This is a genomic window from Pseudoalteromonas issachenkonii, from assembly GCF_002310795.1.
Classification (GTDB): domain Bacteria; phylum Pseudomonadota; class Gammaproteobacteria; order Enterobacterales; family Alteromonadaceae; genus Pseudoalteromonas; species Pseudoalteromonas tetraodonis.
The window spans coordinates 177,790-202,199 of sequence record NZ_CP011031.1 but is presented as its reverse complement, the minus strand read 5'-3'; the positions used below and the strand labels follow the sequence as shown (position 1 = coordinate 202,199).

The window sequence follows — 24,410 nt, the reverse complement described above, 5'->3', positions numbered from 1 at the left end:
ATTCAAGCATAAAATATTTTAATAAAAACGTTAGTTTAAAAGTAATTAACAGGTTTTGGCAAGCAACGACTTTAATATATCAGGTACAAATTTGCGCTGTGCGGTAATGGCATAAAAGTGCTCAAATGCATCAGGTAAACGTTGGTATTCAACTAATAGGCCTTGTTCTATTTCATCTTTTACGACGACTGAGGGCAATACCGATAGTGCACCACTATCACGGGCAAGTAATCGCAGCATAGCCATATCATCAGCCTCTGCTTTTATTTTTGGCTGATATTGCCAGCGGGCACACAAAGCATTAAATGAGTCTCTAATCGCGGAGGTTTTACTGGGTAGCACCCATTGTGCATCTGTGTAACCGGTAGGAAATTGACCGCGTGTTTTTTTATCAGCTGGACCCACTATGGCTAATGGCTGACGAGATACCAACTGACTCTGCCAAAGCTGATCGTAATGCTCAAGCCCGATGGGTTTATTAGTTAAAACTAAATCCAGTTCGTGTTCTGCCAAGCCATTTAACAGCCCATCCATACGCCCTGCAGTAAGCGAAAAGCGTACTTCGTCGTTACTCATTAAAGGGTTAATAAATTCCTCGATAAAGTTACGAGAGAGCGTATTAAGCACCCCGATTGATAAATGCTGAGTTTGGGAAATCACCCCTTTATGAATAAAAGACGACAGTTCTTCGCCCTTAGTGAATATATCGTTGGCGTACATTTGCACCCGCTTTCCCATATCGGTTAACGCCAAAGTACGTCCTTTGCGTTCAAATAACTCAATATTAATGGTGTGCTCTAGCTGTTTAATTTGAGTGGAGAGTGCTGACTGCGATAAATGCAGCTCTTTAGCGGCTTGGGTCAAGTTACCAATTCGGGCAACAGACCAAAAATAATACAAGTGATGGTAGTTCAAACGGCTCATTATAGTTCTCTTTTATAGAACGTTTATATGCATTATATCTATTTTTATTTAGTTATCTAGTTTGTCATACTCCAATAACTAAATAAGGAGCACTGAATGAGCGAGTATATTATTTCGTTGTTATTACTAATGATGCCATTAAGCACATTTTTAGCGGCGTGGCTAATTGGCCGACAACCTTGTGCCTCAAATGGCAATGTACTGTTTAAAGTGATGCTATTTAATAGTGTTGCATTTATCAGTGCCGTTGCACTTTATCGTATTTATGCCTTTGATTTACTGAGTTTTTTATCGCTCTCAGTGACCCGCGCTATTATGCTAGGACTAATCCTGTTCATAACGCTAATATTGATTCGGTTTTGCAAACACTATATGCAAGGTGAGCCACGTGTAAACTATTTTTGGCGCTGGCTGCTATTAACCGTAACCGCAGTGCTGATTGTAGTTATGAGCAATCACTTAGCGCTATTTTGGCTAGGCTGGGTGTCAATTAGTTTAGCACTGCACAAGCTATTAATGTTTTATCCTGAGCGCCCTCGTGCGGTACTCGCCGCTCATAAAAAGTTTATTGTGGCACGCGTAGCCGAATCCTTATTACTCGTCGCATTTATTATTTTATCGGTTACTCACAACAGCCTATATATTAGCGATATCACTACTTTTTATCACACCAACACACTACCGCTATCTTTGGCTGAACAACTCGCAGCCTTTTTAATCGCTTTTGCTGCTTTAATAAAATGTGCTCAGTTGCCTATGCATGGCTGGCTAATCAAAGTGGTTGAGGTGCCTACACCCGTCAGTGCCTTATTGCATGCTGGGGTGATAAATTTAGGTGGCTTTTTATTAATTTTATTTGCGCCTTTGTTTATTCAAGCTGCGGCTGCACAGTGGTTAATTTTAATTATTGCTGGTTTAACTACGGTGATCAGCGCTTTGATAATGACTACCCGAATAAGCGTTAAAGTAAGGCTTGCTTGGTCTACCAGTGCGCAAATGGGATTAATGCTCATAGAATGTGCGCTGGGATTATTTGAACTGGCTCTGCTTCACCTTGTTACTCATTCAACCTATAAAGCCTTTGCATTTTTAAACTCAGGCAACGGTGTAAACGAAGATCTGATTCGCCGCCACATTCCAAAACAATCACCCACGTGCTTTGCTTGGTTAACGGGGGCATTGGTGTCGATTACCCTAGTTAGCGCTGCATGGACCATTAGTGGCTATCAAGGCGCGGTCAGTGTGTGGCTACTTTTAGCATCGGCTTTAACTATTTTACTGGCCAACCAACATGGCGCTTCTAGCGTGCAAACTCACAGTAAAAAACTGCTAGTCGCACTATTAGTTGTTATTAGTTATGTGGTTGCTAAAAATATATTTACTTTAGCACTAGAGCTTGAGCAGTGGCGCGAAGCTGCATTTAGCCTCGCCGATAGCTGGGTAATAGCCCTTATTTTAACGTTAATGATTGCCAGCTACTTTTTACGCTACCAGTCTTGGCGACCACAGGTTAAATCACTTTCCACCCTATTATTTGCAGGTTTGTATTTAGATGAGTGGTTTACGCGGTTAACCCTAAAAATATGGCCGATAAATTTACCTAATAATGGCCACACCGATTTAAAAAATCATGCAGCTGGAATCACCGTTGAGGAATCAAAATGAGCAATCAAACGCATTCAAATCACACGGCATTATCGTTAAGTGACACTGAAAACAACATACTTAATAAAGTATGCGGTTACATAGCACCAAACTGGCCTTTAGATCAGATGATTGCCGTTAACCCATTTTGGGAAATGCGCCACCTGCCTATTGAAGATGTAAGCGCACGCATTGATACCTTATGTAATGCCAATATGCTAATGCCTAAAGACTTTTATCAGCACAAGTACGACAACGGCATTATTACTGATAACCACTTAGCCGATGCAGCCAAGTTACTTAACAGTGACTTTACGCATGAGCAACTCATAAAAACCCTTCACATTGATGTTCCTTTAGTGGATTGGCACAACATTGCAGATTTACTCGACCAGCAGCGCAATAAACATAAAATGGCTTGGCATGATGAAATCACCCATCAATTGAGCCAGTTTTGTGCCGCGCATTATCAGCAGCTTGGCCCTATGCTTCATGGTGATGGCACATCATCACAATCACCTTTATATCGCCATTGGTTAACCGTTATTCAAGCGGATAAAGGCATTAGTATTGTAATGGATGAAAAGCATTTAAATGGCTACTTTAAACGACTGCCCACTTGCGCTGATGAACTGATTGCACTAACACTCTCAACCCTTAATATAGATAACGACTCGTTAGAGTTATATGCTCATTCGCTGCTTTTAGATATTAATGGTTGGGCATCGTGGTTAGCGTATTTGCGATTCCAAGGCCAACTTTACGCTAAACCCAAAGATGATATGAAACAGCTACTGGCCATGCGAATGGCATGGGACTTGGTTATTTGGCAGTATCTAGCAGATCATGATAGTGCTTCATTTAAACAACTACAAAGTCAGTGGCAGCAAGAAAAGTCACTCGTAATTGAGCGCCTGCATGCACACAAATTGGCACAAAAGCCATTATGGGTGTGGGCAAAAGCACTGGAGCTGAGCTATCAATACCCGCTTAATCATGCGCTGCAAAACGCCACTAAAACGCCAGTGAACAACGCTCAATTACAAGCAGTGTTTTGTATTGATGTACGCTCAGAGGTTATTCGCCGCGCGCTTGAATCGCAAAGTAAAAATATAGAAACCTTCGGCTTTGCCGGCTTTTTTGGCTTGCCACTAGAATATCAAGAAAATGGTAGTGCAATTACTCGTCCTCAACTACCCGGGCTACTCAAACCAGCCATACATGCCACACAAACACACAAAGACGCGGCGCTTGAAGCATCTCGTCAAAATAGTGCTACATGGCAAAGTTGGTCAAAATCAGCCCCCTCATCGTTTTCTATGGTTGAATCAGCAGGCTGGCTGTATGCATTTAAATTAATAAAAAATACCTTTTTATCTAAAGGTAAAGCTAAAAAGTGCGCAACCACCGACTGGCAATTAACACAAAACCAGCAAAAACTGACCCTAAAAGACAAAACCGACTTAGCTCAAAAAGTGCTTAACACCTTAGGAATAAAAGAGTTTGCGCCGCATGTTATGTTGGTAGGTCACGCCAGTCATACAACTAATAACTTGCACAGCGCTGGCCTAGAATGTGGAGCCTGTGGAGGGCAAAGTGGCGAAGTTAATGTACGCGTGCTGGCTAACTTACTAAACGATACCCAAGTGCGCCAAGCGCTTAAAGAGCGAGGGCTAACACTGGCACAGAGCACGCAATTTATTGCCGCTATTCATAACACAACCACGGATGTCATCACCACTTACGATACCGAGCTTAATGACAATCTAAAAAAATGGCTAACCGTTGCCACGCAAACCGCTCAGCAAGAACGCTTAGTAAATATCGACCCGCAGTTAGTTAATAAAACCGCAGATGAAATTAACCATGCTTATCATCAGCGTGCCCGCGATTGGTCGCAAGTACGCCCAGAATGGGGGCTTGCTAATAACGCCGCCTTTATTGTTGCACCACGAGCCTGGACTCGCAGTGTTAACTTACAAGGACGCTGCTTTTTACATGATTATGAATGGGAAAACGATAACGAATTTACGGTATTAGAACTAATTATGACCGCACCCATGATAGTAACCCATTGGATCAATAGTCAATATAATGCCTCGGTTACCGACAACCATAAATACGGCAGTGGTAATAAAATACTCCACAATGCAGTCGGCGGTAATATTGGATTATTTGAAGGTAATGGCGGTGACCTTCGTATTGGCTTAGCCATGCAGTCACTGCACAATGGGGAAAAATGGATGCACGAACCAATTCGCCTTAATGTATATATTGCTGCGCCGCAATCGGCAATCGCGGCAATTTATAACAAACATGTCATGGTGAAGGAGCTGATTGATAACCATTGGCTCACTCTCATTCGCTGGGGCGATAATAATACTCTCGAGCAGTTCGAAAATGGACATTTCTCAACTATTTCAGCCTCTAATGAGCCAATATAAGCTATGCCAAAGATAGTCATTGCCACGAAACATAAAAAGGCACCTTTAGTGGCCCCTGCTCTAGAGCCACTTGGTTTTGAGGTATTCACTACTGATTTATTTGATACCGATACACTTGGGATGTTTAGTCACGAAGTACAACGTCATGGTAGTGCCAACACAGCGGCACTGACAAAAGCTCAGCGCGCATGTGAACTCACAGGCGAGCAATTTGGGCTTGGCAGTGAAGGCAGTTTTGGGGGTGGGCCGTATCCGGGTTTAATGAACTGGAACGAAGAAGTTATTTGTTTTTACGATAAACACAATAACAATGCTATTTATGGATACGCTGGTGGACCATTTTCGCCCAGCAGTTTAACTATAAACAGTGAAACTAGTACTGAATCAATCACTACTGCATGTCAGCGCTATGAAAACCAGCATTGGATACTTGACGACACCCAAACGCTTCATAAAGGGCTTAGCATAGAAGCGCTTATTGCTTTGTATACAGAAAAAACGCCAAGCACAGGTACAATCACGCCTGATCTGAGGGCCATGTATAGCCCGCAACGCCAAGTAATTATTAGCCGAGCTGCAGAAGATCTTGCAAGGCGACTATCATCAACATGCCCACAGTGCCAAAACCCTAACTTTGTTGCTAAACAAGTTACAAAAGGCTTGCCCTGTGAGCTATGTAATATGCCAACAGAACAAATGAAATCAACTACTTCAGTGTGTGATAGTTGCGGCTTTAGCCACATTGAAACGAATAAAAAACACGTTGCTGATGCAACATATTGCCAGTTTTGTAATCCTTAAGAGTTATTATGACATCATTACAACCCACTCAATTATTGAATACTGAAGAGCGTATTAACCAAGCCGTGGCACTATTAAAAGCGGGCGAATGCGTTGCCTTACCCACAGAAACTGTATATGGCCTTGCTGCCGATGCGAGCAATAGTGATGCTGTAGCAAAAATATTTGCCGCGAAAGGACGCCCAACAAACCACCCATTAATTGTGCATATTCCTGAACTATCACATGTGCACCACTGGGCAAAAAATGTAAATAAGGCAGCGATTACACTTGCTGAAGCCTTTTGGCCAGGCCCGCTCACACTTATTTTAAATGCAAAAGATAATTTAAATAGCCCTGTAACAGGTGGCTTGAATAGCATTGGTTTACGCGTACCAGCACATCCGCAATTTTTAGCCGTTTTAAAACAATTAAATACTGGGCTTGCAGCTCCCTCAGCTAATCGCTACAAACAACTAAGCCCAATAAATACAGCCCATGTTATGCGCGATTTAAATGGCCGAATTAGCGCGGTATTAGAGGGCGGTCAATGTGATGTGGGTATTGAATCAACGATTGTTGATGCCACCACTGAGCAGCTTCGCATTTTACGCCCAGGACCTATATCCGCTGCAGATATTTTGCAAAAAACCGGACTGAATGTCACTACACCGCTTTCACACAATGAGGCAGTGCCTGGCAATGTAAAAGCGCATTACCAGCCACATGCTCCTGCAACACTTATTAATAGCGCAGACTTTCCAAGTGTTTTGAGTAAAACACCGCATTTGCAAACACATTATTTAATCTATTCAACCAAGGCAGAGCAACAGTTATTAGCTAATCACATTTCGCCTCAGTACATTACTAAGCTAAGTGCTTGCCCTGTTGAGTATGCTAAAAACATTTATAAAACGCTACATCATATCGATGAGACAACACCGATGAATATTTATATCGAAAAGCCGCCAGTAAGCAGTAAGTGGGGGGCTGTGAATGACCGCCTTAGCCGTGCCACCACAGTATTTGCAGGATAAGTTAATTAACCGTTAGGTATTCAATAACCGTTGCTGCTGCCACTGGTTTATAAAAGTAATACCCCTGAAAACGTTTACAGCCAATATCAACTAACATATCAAACTGTGCCTGTTCTTCCACGCCCTCAGCTATAACACTTAAGTTATGGCTGTTGGCAATGGCAATAATACTTTGCACCATACTATTTGATTTAGAGTCCACCAAAATATCATCAACAAAGCTCTTATCTATTTTCAGTTCATCTATCGGTAAGCGTCTCAAAAGACTCAGTGATGAATAGCCTGTGCCAAAATCATCCATTGAAAAGCGTATTCCACGTGACTTTAAGCTCTTAATCGTATCAATCACATGTTCAAGATTATCCATAAAGAGGGATTCTGTTATTTCTAAAATGATACTTTGCGCAGTAACATTGTGCGTCTCTAAACTGTGTAATAATGTAGGAATAAATACACTACTTTGAAATTGCATTACTGAAATGTTTATTGCCAATTCAAGAGGGGTATCGCTGTGTTGCTGCATTTTTGCAAACTCACCAATAGATCGCGCTAAAACAAAGTCACCAATTTTAAAAATTAAATCACTTTGCTCTGCAATAGCAATAAACTCAGCGGGTGATACCATACCAAGCTCACCATCTTTCCAACGAATGAGCGCCTCCATAGCATGGATTTTACCCTGTTCATTTACTTGGCACTGATACGCCATAGACAATGACTGCTCGTTTAACGCCATATTAAGCCGCTCTTCTACTTTTAAACGACGTAAGTAAGCTTGTTTAATATCAGCATGATAATGACACAGCCATTGGCCGGTATCTTTTGCCCACTGGTTAGCTAAATGCGCACTTCGTACGAGCTTACTCTTTGTTATACCATGCTCTGGATAACAGGCTATGCCCACACTTATATTAAGTAATCGTTCACTATTGTTGGTTTCATATTGCTGGATTGCTGACTCTAAAATATGCTCGAATGCACGTCTGTTTTGCTCATCAAAAGTGTGAGGTGCAATAATACAAAATTCATTCCCACTATTTCTAAATACTAAATAGGGTGATAAAAATGTTGTTTTTAAAAAGCCAGCAAAGGTTTTTATCGCTTTATCGCCAAACTCCATGCCAAAGCGATTATTCATAGAACGCAAGTTGGTAATGTTAATGATTGCTAAGCTAAACGATGTTTCTTTTTTTTCTTCAAAGCTATCTCGTAACGCTTTTCGATTTGGGAGTTTGGTCAAATCATCATGTCTTGAAAGATGGAATAGCTCATCAATACGCTTTTTTTCAGCACGTGCAATAAGCCTAAAACCAAAAAATAGCACCATACAAATAAACACATAAACTAGGACATACAAGCCAACTTTCCAATAATACAGATTTTTTATTGGTTGCATCGCCATTTGTGACAGAGTCCACAACTGATAACGGTTATCAAATTTTGCTGAGGTGATATACGGTTTGCCTTTTACCGTCGTTTCTATGCTAAACACTTCCTCGGAAGATTTAAGTGTTTGCTTTGTTTTACCTGTTTGCTCTATCAAAGCATTACCCGATAACCCCAATGCCTCTTTAGTCTGGGTTTTTATATAACTTGCTATATCTGCATCTCTAACCGAGCTGTATTGAATAAAGCCATCTATTTCTCTTGCTAGCATGATGTAATCATCACGATTACTTTGCAAAATATTTAAGTACTTAGCCCCTCTCGACACCGCCATACCTGCCGTCATAACCGCAATTACTGTGCCGCTCTTATCGCGTAATGCTTTTCTTATTGGGATGACCCACTCTTGTAAAGATTCATTAAAGTAAGTCTGTCCTAATACCATTTTGTCTGATACGAGGGTTTGCGCAAAGCTTTGGCGTGTATTTTTATTTTCTTTCAGGTTGATCATGGTTGAAGCGTTTAAGTTTGAGCTGTAATAAATAATCTCGCCTTGCGGATTAAACAGTCCAAAGCCTAATAACACGGGATTTTCGAGCAAAATATTATCAAGAAGTTTAATTGTCGACGTTTTTTCATGTAAATTATTATTAGAGAGAATATCTCTACCAATTAAATCTAGCATCAGCTCTTTATTTCTAAGGGTGCTTTTAAGTGCTTGCGCAGAAAATTCCACACGATTTTGGGAGCTCGTGCGGTAATCTTTTTTGATGTTTTTCCACTCGTAAACCAAAAGCACGCTTAATAAAATTAAGCCACCCAACAGCAAAAAACAGAAGAGTTTCCATAAATTATTTTTTATTAGTGCCATCTAATTCTCACAACCCCGCCACAACCTGTTTGGTAGTGTGTTATGTATTTGGGCTCTTAAAAGCACTTTATGGCTAGCTTGGTTTTTTTTCAAGCAATTTTATTGCAAAATTAAGAAAATACACACAAATAAAACACCTTTAATTAACAATAAAGGCAACATTAATTAACAACCAGCAAGCTCGATAAAAGCATTATTGTTATTGCTAAGCTAAGGCCTCGTTGTGTCCTTGCATTTAATAAACGATATTATTAAGCGACTATTGTAGTTTATTTATTAAATATAATATTGATTTAAAACAATAGCTTTAGTTGTAAAATGTAATTTAAACCAGCTCATGTATGAAGTCGTTTTGTTTAGTCATAATTTTGCAATAATGATCGGTAATAATAGCTGCATTATTAATCAAAAATAGCATTTGAAGCCCCTCATGAGCGAATCTATAGTGCAACTTACCTTTGCACTTCCGTCATTTGAAGATCCTATGTCTGCGGCAATGAGTCACAGCATGGAATTTGAAACGCTATCGCAGGATGCTAACAGTCAGCATCAAATCACACTGCAATGCGTTTTACCTGAGGCTGCTCATGAAAGTGATATTATTTCACTCAGCGCAACTGAGCCAAATGCACGAGCGGCTCAATACTACACAGAAAAAACACTCAACCTATCTGATCTAGAACAAGGGCGAGTCAACCTAACTTTGAGTCAAATAGCACATAGTCATGATTTTGTGATGCAAATGATTTTGCATGGTAAGCACGGCACGTTAAAAAATAGTTTGCAGTTTGATATGCATATTAACCAATTTGGTAGTGGTTATACTGCACCTGCAACTTATGTAGCGCCGCCTAGGCCGCATCGGGTACGTCAGTATTTCGCTAATATGGGAACAGCTTTACTTTCGCTTTTTTAGTTATTGGCGCACAATTTTCCACTGGTTTTTTATTACTCAATCAGCAAAGCTCACTTTACCCATAGTTATGTCTAAAATCCCTTGGTTGTTATTATTTAAGCTTTGACGTTGCCCTGCCAAACATTCATTTGCCAAAATAGCAAACAGCACGGCCTCTTTGGCATCAGGATTTACGCCTAAACTCTCGGTGTTTTTAAACGCCTTAATGTTTGGGCTGTGCATCAATAATTGCTCCATTAATAATGGATTATGAATACCTCCACCACTGGCATACACTACACAGTCTTGAGTATGTTGAGCACAGTCATTTAATGCCTTAGCAATCGTAGTGGCAGAAAGGGCATTTAAAGTCGCTAAAACATCTTCGTGGTTTAGTCTTTGTGTCGTTGAATGCATTTGTGCCTCCCGTAAATAAGCTAAATTAAACACCTCAGGTCCGGTTGTTTTAGGCAGAGGTAATTTAAAAAACGCGTTATCGGTAAGCGCAGTAAGAAGCTTTGTATTCACTTTACCAGCTTTGGCAAGTTTAGCTCCCTCATCATAATGGAGCCCTTTAAAATAATGCTGTACATAAGCATCCATAATAGTATTGCCAGGGCCAATGTCAGAGCTAAAGACCGCTCCAGTATCGCCGTTTTTAGGTAAAAATGTTAAATTAGCAATGCCCCCCATGTTGAGTAAAATACGATTTTCATTTGGGCTGGCAAAAAACAAATAATCTCCATACACAGCTAATGGTGCACCTTCACCACCAGCAGCAATATGCTTTTGCCTAAAGTCACCTATCGTGGTAATGCCTGTAGTAAACGCTATTTGATCGCTGTCGCCAATTTGTAGCGTGCCATTTTTAAAATCGTGGTGGTTATGTTGGGATTGCGGGCAGTGATAAATAGTTTGCCCGTGACTGGCTATTACATCAATATCGGCTGGATTTACTTGCCACAGTGCTAAACACTGATTAACCATAGCACCATGGAGTTTACCTACCCACGGATGTAACAAAGTCAGCACTTCTAAATCGCATTCGCGCTTAGCAAACACCTGTTTTATTTTAGTTTTATACTCGTCGTTGTACTCAACCGTGGTGAATTTTAATACCTCTATTTGGGTATGCAAACCCGCTCCGGTTATTTTACATAGCGCCACATCTAAACCATCTAAAGAGGTGCCACTCATTAGGCCAATAATTAAACGACTAGGCTTTTTAGCGCTATTATAAAGGGCGGCAATGTGTGGGTGCATAGTGACTCTGTGTAGGTACTTTTTATTATATTTTAAAAGAGTTTAAAGCAAAGTTATAGCTGTATACACTTTAATTTTAAAAAGATAGTTTCATTGTTTAAACGCCTAAAGCTTGCTAGGTTATTGGTGGATAAACGAGGGAGCAAAATGTGGCATCATTAAAGCCATTGAAGTTGATGGCCTGTGTGTTGGGTGTATTGGTATTACTCCTGGTGAATTTGAGTATAGCCGCAGTGGCGAAATAGGCTATTGGCTTAGTCAGCAATATTGGGGGCAAGGTATTATCACCCAAGCCATTGGGTTGATTATTAGGGTCTGTTGACCTTTCAAGGTTAAATTTGCAACAGTCTGTTTGGTATTTAGGCAAGGCAGCGCCTATGAGGTGTGGTTATTCCACATAAATAGGCGATAACGCAGCATTAATGCTAAACAGGCGCTGCCCTTCGGGTTCTGCCTAGGGGCTATTTACTCTTTGTTGCTCGGTTTTGACTTAGCCCACTAGGTTACAAACCTCGCGCCGCGATTAAACCGCCCCTAGTTTGAACAAATTGTAATCCGCAAAGGTCAACAGACCCTAAAGAAGTGTTTAAAAGTACTAATTTAAACCGTATTCATGCGGCTGTATTTGCTGGTAATGCGGGCTCAATAAAGGCGTTGCTTAAAAGTGGCTTTAATACCGAGGCTATTTTAAAACAAGCAATTTATAAAAATGGTCACTATTTTGATAGCCATATATTTAGCATGCTAAAAACAGAGTAATTATTCTAATTAAATGTTTGCAAAGGTTGAATTAACCCCCTCTCGCCCAAAGCTCGTGTATCAAGGTACAAATTTTATCTGCCTATCCGCGCATTATTGTTGAGCCGTGTATTGTTTTAAAGCTTAAACATTCGGTAATAGGTGGTTTTTTCACTTTATTTTGGAGATTTTTATGTCTACAACTAGCCGTCAATTTACTTTAGCCTCGCGCCCACATGGCGCCCCTACCAATGACAACTTTGAATTTAAAAGCAAAGAGCTTCCATCGTTAAAAGAGGGCGAAGTACTGTTGCGTACAATTTACTTATCATTAGACCCCTACATGCGTGGCCGTATGAGCGATGCTAAATCGTATGCCGACCCTGTCGAAATTGGTGATGTAATGGTTGGTGCAACGGTGTGCCAAGTAGAAACATCTAAAAACGATAAATTTAGCGAAGGCGAATGGGTATTAGCGTACACAGGTTGGCAAACTTACGCCATCTCAAATGGCGAAGGCTTAATGTCATTAGGTAAAGAACCAACAAACCCTTCATACGCATTGGGTATTATGGGTATGCCTGGCTTTACCGCCTACATGGGTTTACTCGATATTGGCGCCCCTAAAGCAGGTGAAACCGTAGTCGTTGCTGCTGCAACGGGGCCTGTCGGTGCAACGGTTGGCCAAATTGCTAAAATTAAAGGCTGTAAAGTGGTTGGAGTTGCCGGTGGTAGCGAAAAATGTGCTCATGCCGTTGAAAAGCTAGGCTTTGATGCCTGTATTGATCACAAAGCCGATGACTTTGCCGAGCAATTAGAAAAAGCATGTGACCAAGGCATTGATGTTTATTATGAAAATGTGGGCGGAAAAGTGTTTGACGCCGTACTGCCTTTACTTAATACCTCAGCACGCGTGCCTATCTGTGGTTTGGTATCGCAGTACAATGCAATCAGCTTGCCTGAGGGCCCAGATCGAATGGGCATGCTAATGGGGCAATTACTAACTAAGCGCATCAAAATGCAAGGCTTTATTATTTTTGATGATTATGGCCACCGCTATGACGAATTTGCACAAGACATGCAAAAATGGCTACAAGACGGAAAAATTCAATACCGCGAACATCTGGTAGAAGGCATTGAAAACACCATCAGTGCATTTAACGATATGATCAGTGGGAAGAACTTTGGTAAAACCGTAGTAAAGATTAACAGCCCACTATAATAACATTCAGGCTGTGTTGTAATTCAACACAGCTCAATAAGGAAGAAAATGATTAAACTACACCATTTAAATAAATCTCGCTCTAAACGTATTATTTGGTTACTAGAAGAGCTTGAGGTCGATTACGAAATTGTTGCTTACCAACGTAACACTGAGACTTTTTTAGCCCCTGATGAGCTTAAAAATGTGCATCCGCTGGGTAAATCGCCAGTTATAGAAGATGATGGCTTAGTGATTGCCGAGTCTGGCGCTATCACAGATTACCTGATCACTAAATATGGCAAAGGTAAATTAGCCCCAAAAGCAGGCACCCCTGATTACGTTGACTACCAGCAATGGCTACATTTTGCAGAAAGCTCAGCAATTTTACCGCTTTTACTCAAAATGTTTGTGCAAAAAGATGGTGCTAAAACCCAGTTTTTAGAGGGCTATGCTGATGCAGAAACCGCTAAAGTGATTAGCTATTTTAACAGCCGTCTTGAAGGCAAGCGTTATTTAGTGGGCGAGACCCTAACCGGTGCCGATTTTATGATGTCGTTTATTGTTGAAATCGTTAAAAATGCAGGCCAGTTAGAGCACTTTAAAAACCTGGTTAAATACGATGAGCAATTACAATCTCATGCAAAATTTCATACCGCTAACGAGTTAGAAGCCAAGTACGACTAACTTACCTTTCGCTTTGATTGTGGTTTCACAGTCAAAGCGATACCCGCTTTTCTACTCAGGTCTATCAAGATAAATTTGTTTAAAATCATTAAAATGTGCTTCAAAAAGTGCAACTAAGTTTGGATCAAAATGATTACCTGCACCTTTAATTATTTCCGCTTTTGCGTCATCCATACTCCAAGGCTCTTTATAACAACGGCGACAACATAACGCATCAAACACATCAGCAATCGCAGTAATTCGTCCCTCTAAACTGATTTCTTGCTGTTTTTTTGCGTGCGGATAACCGGCTCCATCCCAACGCTCGTGATGATCAATCGCAATGTTTGCAGCCATATCAATAACAGGATTAGCTGTCCCTTTGAGAATTTCCCAGCCCTTAGTGGTATGCTGTTTCATAATTTCCCATTCGTCAGCATCTAATTTTGCCGGCTTGTTTAAAATGAGATCTGGTACACCTACCTTTCCTACATCATGTAATTGCGCAGCTAGGCTAATTTTATCGCAGTACGCTTGATTTTGATTATGCAGCTGCGCGAGTAATTTTGCATATAAGCCAACCCTAATTACGTGAGATCCCGTTTCCTTGGAGCGCGACTCCATGGCACCTCCCATCAGTGAAATAGCCAGCTGCTGGGTTTCTTCAATTGAATTAGCTAATAATAAACTTTCAAATGTGAGAACAACATTGCCCAAAAACAAGTCAACAAGCTGTTGCGCTTCTTTTTTAACCGGTTGCAATGATTGAAATGCGAGTATTGAATCTAGACCTTTTTGTGAATGATGAAAATAAACATAATGATCTTCTGCAATAAAATTCTGCTTGGTTTGTTTCGCCCTTAAAAAGTACTCTTGATGCTTTTTCGGAATACTATCAATACCACTTCCCGTGAACAGATGTATACCTGAGACTTCCCCTTCAATCATTTGCAACTTTTCATCTAACTGACAAATACCAAATACTTTAGGCGCATCAATATATAAATTGGCCGAGCTCATATTCAGTACAAGTTTTAACTCTTCCATGACAACAGAGGTAAACTCTACCAAGTCACCAATTTGGGTAATGGTAGAGATAGCTTTTATTAGTCTTTTTAAATTATAGCGGTGAGTTTGTAGCATACAAATATCGCGGTAGGCTCGTAAAGAGGTATAAAAAATCAATTCAAGATCTTGGCTTTGCAGTTGGCTCTTCGCTTTATAGCCATCAATATCATAATCGCGAATAACACTGCGCTCAGGCGCAACCCCAGGCTGACCTGTTCGCAAAATAATTCGACTATAACCATTTTGTAAGTCTTGGCGAATAAATCGCGCAAGATCTAATCCTGCATGTTCTGTTTCCATTACGACATCTAGTAAAATTAATGCGTAACGTTCTGAGCTTTGTAGTTTCTCTTTCGCCTCAGATGCACTGTACACACTGTGTAGTTCAACAGGGCGTTGCTCAAATTCAAAGCGCTTCATTGCAAGTTGAGTTACCTGATGCACAGAGTCATCGTCATCAACAATTAAGATTTTCCATGGCTTAGCATTGCTGTTGGCAACCGCTTTATCTGACACTACATCATCTTGTAACCACTCCATAAACACACCCTGCTATTAATTAATTCGGTGGCGTTACCGGAAATTGAATGAAAAAATAAACGCCTGTGGATTCTTTTTGCTTTACTGCAATTTGCCCTTTCAGGCGGTGAACTACGAGGTTATAAACAATATTCATCCCCAAGCCACTGCCGCCACCCGCTCTATTTGTAGTGTAAAACGGGTCAAACACTTTTTTCTGAACTTCATCTGTCATGCCTTGACCACTGTCTTGATAATGAATACAGACAGAGTCTGAGTACTCAATATGAACACTTATCTGCCCTTTTTTGCTACCATTTTGAAAACCGTGAATAATTGAATTCATTACTAAATTAGTGAAAATTTGCGCTAAGGCACCGGGATCAGAATACACTTCTGGCTCAGGCTCCGTTGCACTAATGGTAATATCAACCGGTGTTGCTTTAAGGGTATGATAGAGGCTTTTTAGCACCTCATTAAAATAACTACTTACATACAAATTACGTAATTCTTCGGTTGTTTGATCAACCGCTACACGTTTAAAACTGCTTATTAAATCAGCGGCACGTTGCATGTTTTTTAGCAAAATGTCACAGCTTAAATCAACTTCACTAATAAACTCACTAAACTGCGTTTTACTTAAGGTGCCAGAAGCCACTTTGTTTTTAGTTTCGATTAACATTTCTCGCAAATGAGATGTCGCTGTCACACAAACACCTAACGGTGTATTCACCTCATGTGCCACACCACTGACTAAACTTCCAAGTGAAGACATTTTCTCTGCTTCAACAAGCTCCTGCTGAGTGCGACGAAGCTCTATGGTTTGCTCAAGTAGAGCCTGCTCTGCCTCATGGCGTTTACTCGACATTAAATTAATAGAATCACTTAAACTATCATAAGGGCTGCGCTTAGAAACTGTTTGAGAAAAATCCCCAGCTGCAATCGCAGAGCAAACCTGATCAATATCTTTACTGGCTTTAATTAAACGCTCAAAGCTTCTAAACATGGTGCCAAGCTCATCCTTTTGAGTCATATACTTTTGAACATGAATAGATAAATCTCCATTAGCTAGCTGTTCAACAGATTTAATCGCAATATTAATACGCTTGGTTGTTCGGTTAATAAAATACCAAAAGAGTAAAAACACCAGTAATACACTTGCAAAAGCCGCTGCCAATAATGGGCTAAATTGCGCTTGAATAGGCCCAATAATATCGGTTTCAGAGCGACGCACTATCACTGTCCAATGCCCAGTGGCAACCTTGGCTTTATCAAAATAGAATATTCCAGAATCAAAAGGATCGTTAGCAGATAATATTTCTCTTGCTTGCCCCTGTGATTTTAGCTGTTTGGCTATACTTGCATAATCTGTGTCTAAAATGGCTTTCGTTTTTAGTCCTGAATGATTTAATGTCGTGGCAATCACGTTGTCACGTTGGCTGAGTAACAAAACATCAATTTTTAGTTGCTGCTTTATGGTTTGTAAGAATTCCGTAATATCAGCAAGTGCTCTATCTACACTTGCCATACCGACAAATTCGCCATTAATAATAATTGGCGAACTTTGTTCAACCAGCATTCTTCCCTCGTAAACATAGGGCTCAGTGATCATCGTCTCGGTATTACCATCACGTAAAAACTGTTGACGTACTCCCTCATAATAAAGACTTGATTCCATATCGACCAAGGGCTCAAGTAACAAACGTTCAGAGTCATTAAAATCACGATGCCAATAAGGTAAAAAACGGCCAGTTTGGTCTACATAAACGCCCTCTTTTAATGGTGGAGCATTAATATAGGCTTGATCTTGATTATCGGCATTAGGCTCATAACCAAACGAAGCCCCCACAAATGAAGGGTTCATTTTAAGCACTGCACGAACAAAATTAATACTTGCCTCTCTATCACCAAACAACCCATTTTGCTGTGCTAAGGCCATAATCTCTGTAGTGCGTACCGCTAATTGCGTTTCTTCATTTACCTTCGCGGCAATCGTATCTGCCGTCTGGCTTAAATTTAGTTTTGCTTGTATAACAGCCTGATTAAGGCTAGTTGAATACCAATAACTCAAAATACTGGCAATAATGAGCATGACGGGCAATGCCAAATACAGCAGCATCTTTCCTTGCAAAGAGTGTATGAGTGGTAGTCGCATAATTTTAGGCTTAAACAAGCAAGCCAACATCCTGAGGATCTGAAGTATTAAGCTTAAAAATTAGACTATAAAAACTTTCTAGGCAAATCAATTGTGTAAAATTAATGCAGAAGCGGGGTATTAAAATACCCGCTATATAACGGACAAGGTTGTTAAATAGAGTATCGCGGAAACAAAAGCGTTATTTATATAATTTATCAGACTCGCTGAGTTGTAGAGCAGACTGTAAAGTTCTTATTGTTTAATCGACCAACCGATAACCCACAGCGGGTTCAGTTAATATGTATTTTGGACTAGCAGGGTTAGCTTCTAGTTTTTGTCTGAGCTGCGCTACATGTACCCGCACATATTCAGGACGGTCTATGTACTGCGCTCCCCAAATATGGCTTAAAATTGCATTATGAGTGAGTACTTTATCTTTATTTTGAAACAGCAATAATAATATTGCGTACTCTTTTTTAGTCAGTTTTATCTCATTCCCCGAGGTGGTTACTATGTGCTTTTGTGGATCTATTTTTATATTCCCACAGGTAAACGCCACACTCGGCTGACTTTGGGTGCGCAATAACACCCGAATTCTGGCGAGTAACTCATTCGCGCTAAACGGTTTGGTAATATAGTCATTTGCTCCATTATCAAGCGCGGTTACCTTTTCAACTTCGCCATCTCGCGCTGACAGCACCAAAACAGGTAAGGCACTCCATTGTCGAAACTCAATCAGCCAGTCTTGACCGTCCATATCTAACAAGCCTAAGTCTAATAACACAAGATCATAACTTTGCTCACTTAAACGTGCAAAACCATCTAAGCCTTTATCACAAATACTTAGCTCGTAACCACTGGCTTGCAACAAGGTTTTTAAAAAGCTTTGTAAAGGGGGAGAGTCTTCCAATATTAATATTTTAGTCATTGTCTTTTTCCCAGATCAATTTTGCGTACGCCATCTGTGTCTCGTTGTTAATTGTTAATGTAAATGTACCTTGGTGAAATTTAGCCACCACATCACAAATAATACTGCCCAGCCCAACGCCTTCATCGCTACTTGTTTGCGCTTTAGTGATCACGTTATTAGTAAGAAGTAACTGATAACATACCTTTTGCTGATTGCTACTCTGAGTAAATTCAACGCTCACCTTCCCATCACCATAACGCCATGCATTTTCGAGCATATTAGCCAGCGCAATTTCTAATAAAGTCACATCCCCTATGCATTTTGACTGAGCGTCTATATTGGTATCTATAACAAAATGAGTGAGTTGCTGCTGTCTGCGAGCTTTGGCTTCACTGAGTAATGCTTGTAAGTTTATTGTTTGCCAACATAGGTTTTCACCCATTTTATTAACTCGGCTTAACTCCATGACTTTATCAAAGTGCTGATTAAGTATTTTACTTTGCTCATAAATATTACTCGCTTGCTCTTTTATCACGCTGTCGCTGAGGGTAATTTCATCATCTGCAAGCATGCTGGATGCGCCCATAATAGTTGCCAATGGTGTGCGTAAATCATGTGACAAACTACGTAAAAGTGCATTTTTAGCGCGTTCTAATTCCGCTTGCACCGAAATAGCAGCCGACTGCTGGCGTAATATCGTTTTTTCATGTACTTGATAAAGCAGCGAGATAGCGGTATCAGCAAAAGCTTTTTGCCCTTGCGTTAACCGTTTAGTAAAATTAAACCCGCCCCAGCTCGGGTTAGCCTCACTAAGTAATATAAATTCACTGTTGCCTCGCGGTGCTGCAGGCATAAATGTGCAAGATGCATTTAAATGCTTACCGATCCGCTGTACAAAGTACTTTTTTTGTTCGTCCAGCGTATCTAGGCTATTTAAGTCTTTGGCCAGTTCATACAAAGTGCGGCTATTACTTGCGTGTAATTGCACATCTCTGACTTTAGTACTGAGCTCCCCCGCCAATTGACTGATCACAAAACCAACAATTAGCATAACAATAAAGGTTACTAAATATTCTATGTTTTCAATATGAAAAGTAAAATTAGGGGCAACAAAAAACCAATCTGTACATGCGACACTTACTAAGGTGGTCAGTATCGCAAGGCGACGGTTACTCCGTACAGCAACCCAAGTCACCCACAATAACTGAAGCATTACAATATCGGTAGTAGTAAACCAGTTACGTACAGGGAAAATGGCCATAACCACAATTAATGGCATTATTAACGCCAAAAAAAATGCTTTATACCACCTTGGTTTGGCCTCGACCTGATTCATTAATTATTCCTCTAACATTTGAGCACTTAGGTTACTGCCTTTTCGATATTGCCTCTATAAAGTTTTTATAAAGTTTTTTATCTCGTTCGTTAAATCTTTATAAAGCTTTGCAGTGCAGCGCTGACTTTAGTATTTGATCCCGTATATTCAACTCAACTTTAGTGATTGCGTGTTACCTGCAATAGGTGTTTGATAAGGCGTATTGATGATAAATTGGAGAATCACCTTAAGACTACTCGCCTTTCCTATTATTTGGATGGGAGTGGTGCAACTAGTATTCGCAGCGCTTTCATTATTTATTTTTAAAGATCGCGTTATTAGTGCGTTTCTTATTTCTGGCGCAACGATGATCTCAGTCGCTTTAGTGCTACTTATCAATTTACGTAAAACAGATTATACCGGCGCAACATTCAGAGATGCACTCATTTACGCCACAGTAACGTGGATTATAGCCGGTGTGTTAGGCGCTATTCCCATTTTGGTTGTCACTGGCGTTAACTTTAGCGATGCAGTATTTGAGTCAATTAGCGCCTTAACTACCACTGGTGCAACCGTGCTATCAGGGCTCGATAACATGCCTGCTAGCTTTTTATTGTATCGACAATTTTTACAATGGATGGGCGGTTTAGGCATAGTAATTTTTGTAGTGGCTATTTTACCTATGTTGAATATTGGTGGCATGAAATTACTAAAAGCAGAAACCCCAGGCCCCATTAAAGACGAAAAATTAACTCCGCGCGTTGCCAGTACCGCGCATTATTTATGGGGTGTTTACTTTGCAATCACGCTACTTTGTATTTTAGCCTATTACGCTGGCGGAATGAGTTTATACGATGCGATTGCACATGCCTTTACCACAGTTTCAACTGGGGGGTTTTCAACGCATGATGCCAGTATGTGGTATTACCGCAGCCATTTACTGCTGTGGATAGCTAATGTCTTTATGCTTGCAGGTGCGATTAACTTTGCCTTGCACTTCAAAGTGGCGCACAAAAGAGCCATTACTAGTTATTATCACGATGAAGAAACACGTTATTTTATTTATATCGTCGTATTTTTATCAGTTCTTTTAACCACCATGTTGCTGCTTAAAGACAGCTACTCAAATGTACTTGAAGCATTTAGTTTCTCCACATTTCATATTATTTCTTTTATTACCAGCACCGGTTATGGCGCAGCAGGCTTTACTGACTGGCCAGCTGAGGCTGGGTTTTTGCTGGTTATTGCTGGCTATCTTGGTGGTTGCGCAGGTTCAACCGCTGGCGGAAATAAAATAATTCGTAACATTATTGTTGGCAGAATGATTAATAACAATATTAAACAGCTACTTCATCCAAGAGCGATATTTACACTTAAATATCAAGGTTCGCCCGTTAAAGAAGATGTACGCCATGCAATTATGGCATTTATGACCTTTGCTGTTGGTACAAGCTTACTGTTTACAATGTTGCTTATGGCAACGGGTCTTGATTTTTGGAGTGCATTTACTGCGGTAGCTGCTTGCGTCAATGTACTTGGCCCTGGGTTTGGTGAAGTTGGCGCTAACTTTCAACCCGTTTCAGATACCGGTATTTGGATACTCTCGGTCGCTATGATCGTGGGCCGGTTAGAATATTTTACTGTTTTTGCACTTTTTACTCATAGCTTTTGGAAAAAATAACGAGGAATAATATGGCACATTTTACAGTGATTGGTTTAGGTCGCTTCGGCATTGCAGCAAGTCTTGAGTTAATTCATTTAGGGCACACAGTGACTGGCGTTGATAGTAACCCAAAACTCGCCGAAAAGTATGTTGAGCATTTATCTGAAACCGTCGTTTGCGACTCCACCGATGAAGCCGCACTTAAAGAGCTTGATTTAGCGAGTAGTCAGGCTGTTTTAGTGGCGATAGGGGAAGATATGCAATCGAGCATTCTGTGCACGCTTGCATTAAAAAACTTAGCTGTTGAGCAAATATGGGTAAAAGCGAGTACTAAAGCCCATCACACTATTATCTCTAAATTAGGTGTAACACGCATTATTCACCCTGAGGAAGAAATGGGGGTGCGCGTTGCACAAGCGCTTAATTACCCGATAGTGAACGACTATATTTCATTAGGCAATGGCTTATACGTTGTTGAAGTAAGTATAAAAGCTCACCTACATAAAACAAAACTAGGGCATCTACTCAGAGAAATAAAAGGCACTGTAGACCCTCTATTGGTAAAGCGCGCCAAGCAAACGTTTGTCAAACTTGATGACGACTTTGAGTTACATACCCACGACACCTTACTGCTATCAGGTAGCCGAGTCGAATTAAACTATCTAGCTCCAAGGCTCTTATAATCATGGTTTTATGGCACCCTCTCAAAACGCCTATTGAGCGCAAAGTCAGTGGGCATAAAAAAATCAATGCGGCTCCGCCTCTTATTTTATGTTGCAGTTTTTTAATATTAATAACGCTAGGGGCATTGGCATTAAAACTGCCTTTTGCAACCTATGAGCCTATTTCATGGATACAAAGTGCGTTTACGGCAACCTCTGCGGTGACTGTAACTGGACTGGTTGTAGTGGATACCGGTTCAGTGTTTACCCCTTTTGGACAAGGCGTTATTGCGTTATTAATTCAACTGGGTGGTCTGGGGTTAATGACCTTTGCGGTTGTAACTTTAATGGCACTGGGAAATAAAGTTGGCTTTATTCAAAAAACAGTCACCAAAGCTGCTTTTAATCAAACAGATACATCTACGTTGGTCAATACCGCTAAGTCTGTTTTGCTGTTTGCACTAATCGTAGAATCTATAGGCGTTGTTATTTTAACGCTGTATTGGCTACCTGAAATGGGTTTACAGAAAAGCTTTTTTCATGCTCTTTTTTATACCATTAGCGCTTTCAACAATGCAGGGTTTGCATTGAGTCCTAACAGCTTAATGCAGTATGTTGAAGACCCCGTTGTGAATTTAACTATTACCGGTTTGTTTATTATTGGTGGCCTTGGCTTTACCGTATTAATGGATTTATATAAATCAAAGCGTTGGGCAAAGCTCAGTCCCTACAGTAAATTAATGTTGATCAGCACAGTTATTATTAACGTTATTGCATTATTGCTTATTTACGCGATTGAATACGATAATCCAAAAACACTGCAACCACTGTCTGAAGTAGGTAAATGGTTAGCTGCTTGGTTTCAAGCTGTCACTCCCCGTACTGCGGGATTCAATACCATTGCTATTGAAGAATTAAAAAATGCCAGCATCGCTTTAACTATGATGCTTATGTTTATTGGTGGCGGCTCTTTAAGTACCGCAAGTGGCATTAAAGTCGTTACGTTTATCGTTTTAATTTTAGCAACCTATAGCTACCTAAGACGTGACAAAGGCGTCACTGTGTTACGCCGAGAAATAGACAAAGAATCTGTGTATAAAGCATTAGCTTTAACCATTATTTCAGCAGGAGTCACTTGGTTAGCTATTTTTACCTTACTGGTCGTCGAAGATGCGCCTTTTTTAGATGTTGCTTTTGAAGCGGTATCTGCACTGGGGACGGTAGGGCTTTCACGTGGTTTAACATCCTCGCTATCACCACTGGGAGAGTTTATTATTATGTTTTTAATGTTCATGGGCAGAATAGGTCCGCTCACTATCGCCTATTTTTTAGCAAGTCCACGCACTAAAAAGCTAAGATACCCAAGCGCGCAACTCTCTATTGGCTAACAAACATTCACGCGGGTTAATCAGCCCGCGTTTTAAATACCCGCTAGCTCCCGCTCAGTAATACACTCACCCGATGCCATTTCAAATTCTCGACACGTTAATGGGCGATTTTCGTAAATAGTACACATGAGGGTATTTCTATCAAGTGCTTCGCACCAGCCATCGTCGCCGCGCTTCATGACCTCACTGCCCCATTTGTCGTAATCAATATATCGAAAAGGTACACCGGTATCGGTGATAATACGCACTTCTAATTGGCAGCAACACGCTTGGCAGTTAGCGCAAGTGACTGGTTGGGTATTGATATTTTCAACAGCAATGATTGAGTTTGACATACAGACTTTTGATAAATGATATACAACCTATAGGATACACGAGCAAGGCAAGGGTGACAGTAAAATAACGTCAGATATTAAACATCGTTATATTGTAATTAACTAATCACTAAAAAAGCGTGCTGATTAACCAGCACGCTTATTTAAGATTAAAAATTGAAAACCACTTTAACGTTATCCGATACAGCTGATGAAGAGACAAAGCCAATGGTGTCAGGGTTAGCTGCGACCATTTTGATTACTTCACTGTCATTTTCTAATTCTTTAGGTGGTGTGCCCTTTCCTGTGAAAATTAGTTTTGACCAATATGCTTTTAACTGAGAAGACGTTTTATTAAGTAATTTACTATTAAATTGCTCGGTTGCAGCACTACTTTGTTCTTGAGATATTGGAATGATCTTATTGCCATTGCTAAATGACTTTTCTTTTCCTGTATAAATTCGGCTGATAACAGACTCATCAAAGCTACTTTCATTTGAAGGATGCACGATAATAGCAAAATCTGCATAGGCGAAGTTCGTAAACAGGAATATTACACTTAATATTAATTTTTTCATTTTACTT

General features: G+C 40.4%; 20 protein-coding genes and 1 pseudogene. 12 read left to right on the top strand and 9 right to left on the bottom strand.

Annotated features, from left to right (window positions below; translation table 11 throughout):
- Positions 1-45 precede the first annotated feature (45 nt).
- Positions 46-924: a LysR family transcriptional regulator gene (locus PISS_RS16585; protein ID WP_096040849.1), complete on the bottom strand. Its 879-nt coding sequence runs from the start codon at positions 922-924 to the stop codon at positions 46-48.
- Positions 925-1,020: 96 nt separating this feature from the next.
- Between PISS_RS16585 and PISS_RS16580 the strand changes: the two genes are divergently transcribed.
- From PISS_RS16580 to PISS_RS16565, 4 genes are read left to right on the top strand one after another with little or no spacing between them, the layout of a single operon-like run.
- Positions 1,021-2,589, top strand: a complete 1,569-nt coding sequence (locus tag PISS_RS16580) for an NADH-quinone oxidoreductase subunit L (RefSeq protein WP_058155734.1) — start codon at positions 1,021-1,023, stop codon at positions 2,587-2,589.
- Positions 2,586-5,012 carry a DUF2309 domain-containing protein gene (locus PISS_RS16575; protein WP_058155732.1) on the top strand — a complete coding sequence of 809 codons (2,427 nt, stop codon included), beginning with the start codon at positions 2,586-2,588 and terminating at the stop codon, positions 5,010-5,012. Before PISS_RS16580 ends, PISS_RS16575 begins: the two co-directional genes overlap by 4 nt.
- Before the next feature lie 48 nt (positions 5,013-5,060).
- Entirely contained in the window at positions 5,061-5,813 is a 753-nt protein-coding gene (locus PISS_RS16570) for a DUF6671 family protein (protein WP_232311373.1), read from the top strand.
- Positions 5,814-5,821: 8 nt separating this feature from the next.
- Positions 5,822-6,829, top strand: a complete 1,008-nt coding sequence (locus tag PISS_RS16565) for an L-threonylcarbamoyladenylate synthase (protein WP_058155728.1) — start codon at positions 5,822-5,824, stop codon at positions 6,827-6,829.
- Position 6,830: 1 nt separating this feature from the next.
- On the opposite strand, the gene PISS_RS16560 is transcribed toward PISS_RS16565, so the two are convergent.
- Positions 6,831-8,900, bottom strand: coding sequence for a bifunctional diguanylate cyclase/phosphodiesterase (locus tag PISS_RS16560; RefSeq protein ID WP_232311372.1), 2,070 nt, complete (start codon positions 8,898-8,900; stop codon positions 6,831-6,833).
- A gap of 616 nt (positions 8,901-9,516) precedes the next feature.
- Between PISS_RS16560 and PISS_RS16555 the strand changes: the two genes are divergently transcribed.
- Positions 9,517-10,002: a hypothetical protein gene (locus tag PISS_RS16555; RefSeq protein WP_058155724.1), complete on the top strand. Its 486-nt coding sequence runs from the start codon at positions 9,517-9,519 to the stop codon at positions 10,000-10,002.
- 36 nt (positions 10,003-10,038) lie between these two features.
- Here PISS_RS16555 and PISS_RS16550 read toward each other — a convergent pair whose 3' ends face one another.
- The gene (locus tag PISS_RS16550; RefSeq protein ID WP_058155722.1) at positions 10,039-11,244 is read right to left on the bottom strand and encodes an anhydro-N-acetylmuramic acid kinase; all 1,206 of its coding nucleotides are present in this window, start codon (positions 11,242-11,244) and stop codon (positions 10,039-10,041) included.
- Between the two features lie 124 nt (positions 11,245-11,368).
- Here PISS_RS16550 and PISS_RS16545 point away from each other — a divergent pair.
- The 4 genes and pseudogenes from PISS_RS16545 to PISS_RS16530 form a co-directional block, all read left to right on the top strand.
- Positions 11,369-11,551, top strand: a pseudogene (locus PISS_RS16545) (GNAT family N-acetyltransferase); the annotation flags it as partial.
- Between the two features lie 275 nt (positions 11,552-11,826).
- Positions 11,827-12,003, top strand: coding sequence for a GNAT family N-acetyltransferase (locus tag PISS_RS16540; RefSeq protein ID WP_083494676.1), 177 nt, complete (start codon positions 11,827-11,829; stop codon positions 12,001-12,003).
- A 172-nt stretch (positions 12,004-12,175) separates the two neighbouring features.
- Positions 12,176-13,204: an NADP-dependent oxidoreductase gene (locus PISS_RS16535; RefSeq protein ID WP_058155720.1), complete on the top strand. Its 1,029-nt coding sequence runs from the start codon at positions 12,176-12,178 to the stop codon at positions 13,202-13,204.
- Positions 13,205-13,252: 48 nt separating this feature from the next.
- Positions 13,253-13,870: a glutathione S-transferase family protein gene (locus PISS_RS16530; RefSeq protein ID WP_058155718.1), complete on the top strand. Its 618-nt coding sequence runs from the start codon at positions 13,253-13,255 to the stop codon at positions 13,868-13,870.
- Positions 13,871-13,921: 51 nt separating this feature from the next.
- On the opposite strand, the gene PISS_RS16525 is transcribed toward PISS_RS16530, so the two are convergent.
- From PISS_RS16525 to PISS_RS16510, 4 genes are all read right to left on the bottom strand, one after another.
- The gene (locus tag PISS_RS16525) at positions 13,922-15,457 is read right to left on the bottom strand and encodes an HD domain-containing phosphohydrolase (RefSeq protein WP_033103016.1); all 1,536 of its coding nucleotides are present in this window, start codon (positions 15,455-15,457) and stop codon (positions 13,922-13,924) included.
- A gap of 19 nt (positions 15,458-15,476) precedes the next feature.
- A complete protein-coding gene (locus tag PISS_RS16520) occupies positions 15,477-17,591 on the bottom strand; it encodes an ATP-binding protein (RefSeq protein WP_232311371.1) in 2,115 nt (704 codons plus the stop codon).
- Between the two features lie 241 nt (positions 17,592-17,832).
- Entirely contained in the window at positions 17,833-18,501 is a 669-nt protein-coding gene (locus PISS_RS16515) for a response regulator (RefSeq protein ID WP_024602614.1), read from the bottom strand.
- Positions 18,494-19,819, bottom strand: coding sequence for a DUF4118 domain-containing protein (locus PISS_RS16510; protein WP_024602613.1), 1,326 nt, complete (start codon positions 19,817-19,819; stop codon positions 18,494-18,496). Before PISS_RS16510 ends, PISS_RS16515 begins: the two co-directional genes overlap by 8 nt.
- 205 nt (positions 19,820-20,024) lie before the next feature.
- Here PISS_RS16510 and PISS_RS16505 point away from each other — a divergent pair, with 205 nt between their 5' ends.
- Genes PISS_RS16505 through PISS_RS16495 form a run of 3 tightly spaced genes read left to right on the top strand, consistent with a single transcriptional unit; the run spans position 20,025 to position 23,511 of the window.
- Positions 20,025-21,479: a TrkH family potassium uptake protein gene (locus tag PISS_RS16505; RefSeq protein ID WP_058155715.1), complete on the top strand. Its 1,455-nt coding sequence runs from the start codon at positions 20,025-20,027 to the stop codon at positions 21,477-21,479.
- Positions 21,480-21,490: 11 nt separating this feature from the next.
- Positions 21,491-22,144 carry a potassium channel family protein gene (locus PISS_RS16500; protein WP_016899132.1) on the top strand — a complete coding sequence of 218 codons (654 nt, stop codon included), beginning with the start codon at positions 21,491-21,493 and terminating at the stop codon, positions 22,142-22,144.
- Between the two features lie 2 nt (positions 22,145-22,146).
- Complete coding sequence (locus PISS_RS16495) at positions 22,147-23,511, top strand: TrkH family potassium uptake protein (RefSeq protein WP_058155712.1); 1,365 nt, start codon at positions 22,147-22,149, stop codon at positions 23,509-23,511.
- Positions 23,512-23,543: 32 nt separating this feature from the next.
- Here PISS_RS16495 and PISS_RS16490 read toward each other — a convergent pair whose 3' ends face one another.
- Positions 23,544-23,846 (bottom strand): YkgJ family cysteine cluster protein, encoded by a 303-nt coding sequence (locus PISS_RS16490; RefSeq protein WP_058155710.1) that lies wholly within the window; start codon positions 23,844-23,846, stop codon positions 23,544-23,546.
- Positions 23,847-23,995: 149 nt separating this feature from the next.
- Positions 23,996-24,403 (bottom strand): substrate-binding domain-containing protein, encoded by a 408-nt coding sequence (locus PISS_RS16485; RefSeq protein ID WP_058155709.1) that lies wholly within the window; start codon positions 24,401-24,403, stop codon positions 23,996-23,998.
- Between the last annotated feature and the right edge of the window lie 7 nt (positions 24,404-24,410).

Coding starts and splice junctions, on each gene's coding strand:
- PISS_RS16585 (WP_096040849.1), bottom strand. CDS start 924: ATGAGCCGTTTGAACTACCATCACTTGTATTATTTTTGGTCTGTTGCC.
- PISS_RS16580 (WP_058155734.1), top strand. CDS start 1,021: ATGAGCGAGTATATTATTTCGTTGTTATTACTAATGATGCCATTAAGC.
- PISS_RS16575 (WP_058155732.1), top strand. CDS start 2,586: ATGAGCAATCAAACGCATTCAAATCACACGGCATTATCGTTAAGTGAC.
- PISS_RS16565 (WP_058155728.1), top strand. CDS start 5,822: ATGACATCATTACAACCCACTCAATTATTGAATACTGAAGAGCGTATT.
- PISS_RS16560 (WP_232311372.1), bottom strand. CDS start 8,900: ATGCTAGATTTAATTGGTAGAGATATTCTCTCTAATAATAATTTACAT.
- PISS_RS16555 (WP_058155724.1), top strand. CDS start 9,517: ATGAGCGAATCTATAGTGCAACTTACCTTTGCACTTCCGTCATTTGAA.
- PISS_RS16550 (WP_058155722.1), bottom strand. CDS start 11,244: ATGCACCCACACATTGCCGCCCTTTATAATAGCGCTAAAAAGCCTAGT.
- PISS_RS16535 (WP_058155720.1), top strand. CDS start 12,176: ATGTCTACAACTAGCCGTCAATTTACTTTAGCCTCGCGCCCACATGGC.
- PISS_RS16530 (WP_058155718.1), top strand. CDS start 13,253: ATGATTAAACTACACCATTTAAATAAATCTCGCTCTAAACGTATTATT.
- PISS_RS16525 (WP_033103016.1), bottom strand. CDS start 15,457: ATGGAGTGGTTACAAGATGATGTAGTGTCAGATAAAGCGGTTGCCAAC.
- PISS_RS16520 (WP_232311371.1), bottom strand. CDS start 17,591: ATGCGACTACCACTCATACACTCTTTGCAAGGAAAGATGCTGCTGTAT.
- PISS_RS16515 (WP_024602614.1), bottom strand. CDS start 18,501: ATGACTAAAATATTAATATTGGAAGACTCTCCCCCTTTACAAAGCTTT.
- PISS_RS16510 (WP_024602613.1), bottom strand. CDS start 19,819: ATGAATCAGGTCGAGGCCAAACCAAGGTGGTATAAAGCATTTTTTTTG.
- PISS_RS16505 (WP_058155715.1), top strand. CDS start 20,025: ATGATAAATTGGAGAATCACCTTAAGACTACTCGCCTTTCCTATTATT.
- PISS_RS16500 (WP_016899132.1), top strand. CDS start 21,491: ATGGCACATTTTACAGTGATTGGTTTAGGTCGCTTCGGCATTGCAGCA.
- PISS_RS16495 (WP_058155712.1), top strand. CDS start 22,147: ATGGTTTTATGGCACCCTCTCAAAACGCCTATTGAGCGCAAAGTCAGT.
- PISS_RS16490 (WP_058155710.1), bottom strand. CDS start 23,846: ATGTCAAACTCAATCATTGCTGTTGAAAATATCAATACCCAACCAGTC.
- PISS_RS16485 (WP_058155709.1), bottom strand. CDS start 24,403: ATGAAAAAATTAATATTAAGTGTAATATTCCTGTTTACGAACTTCGCC.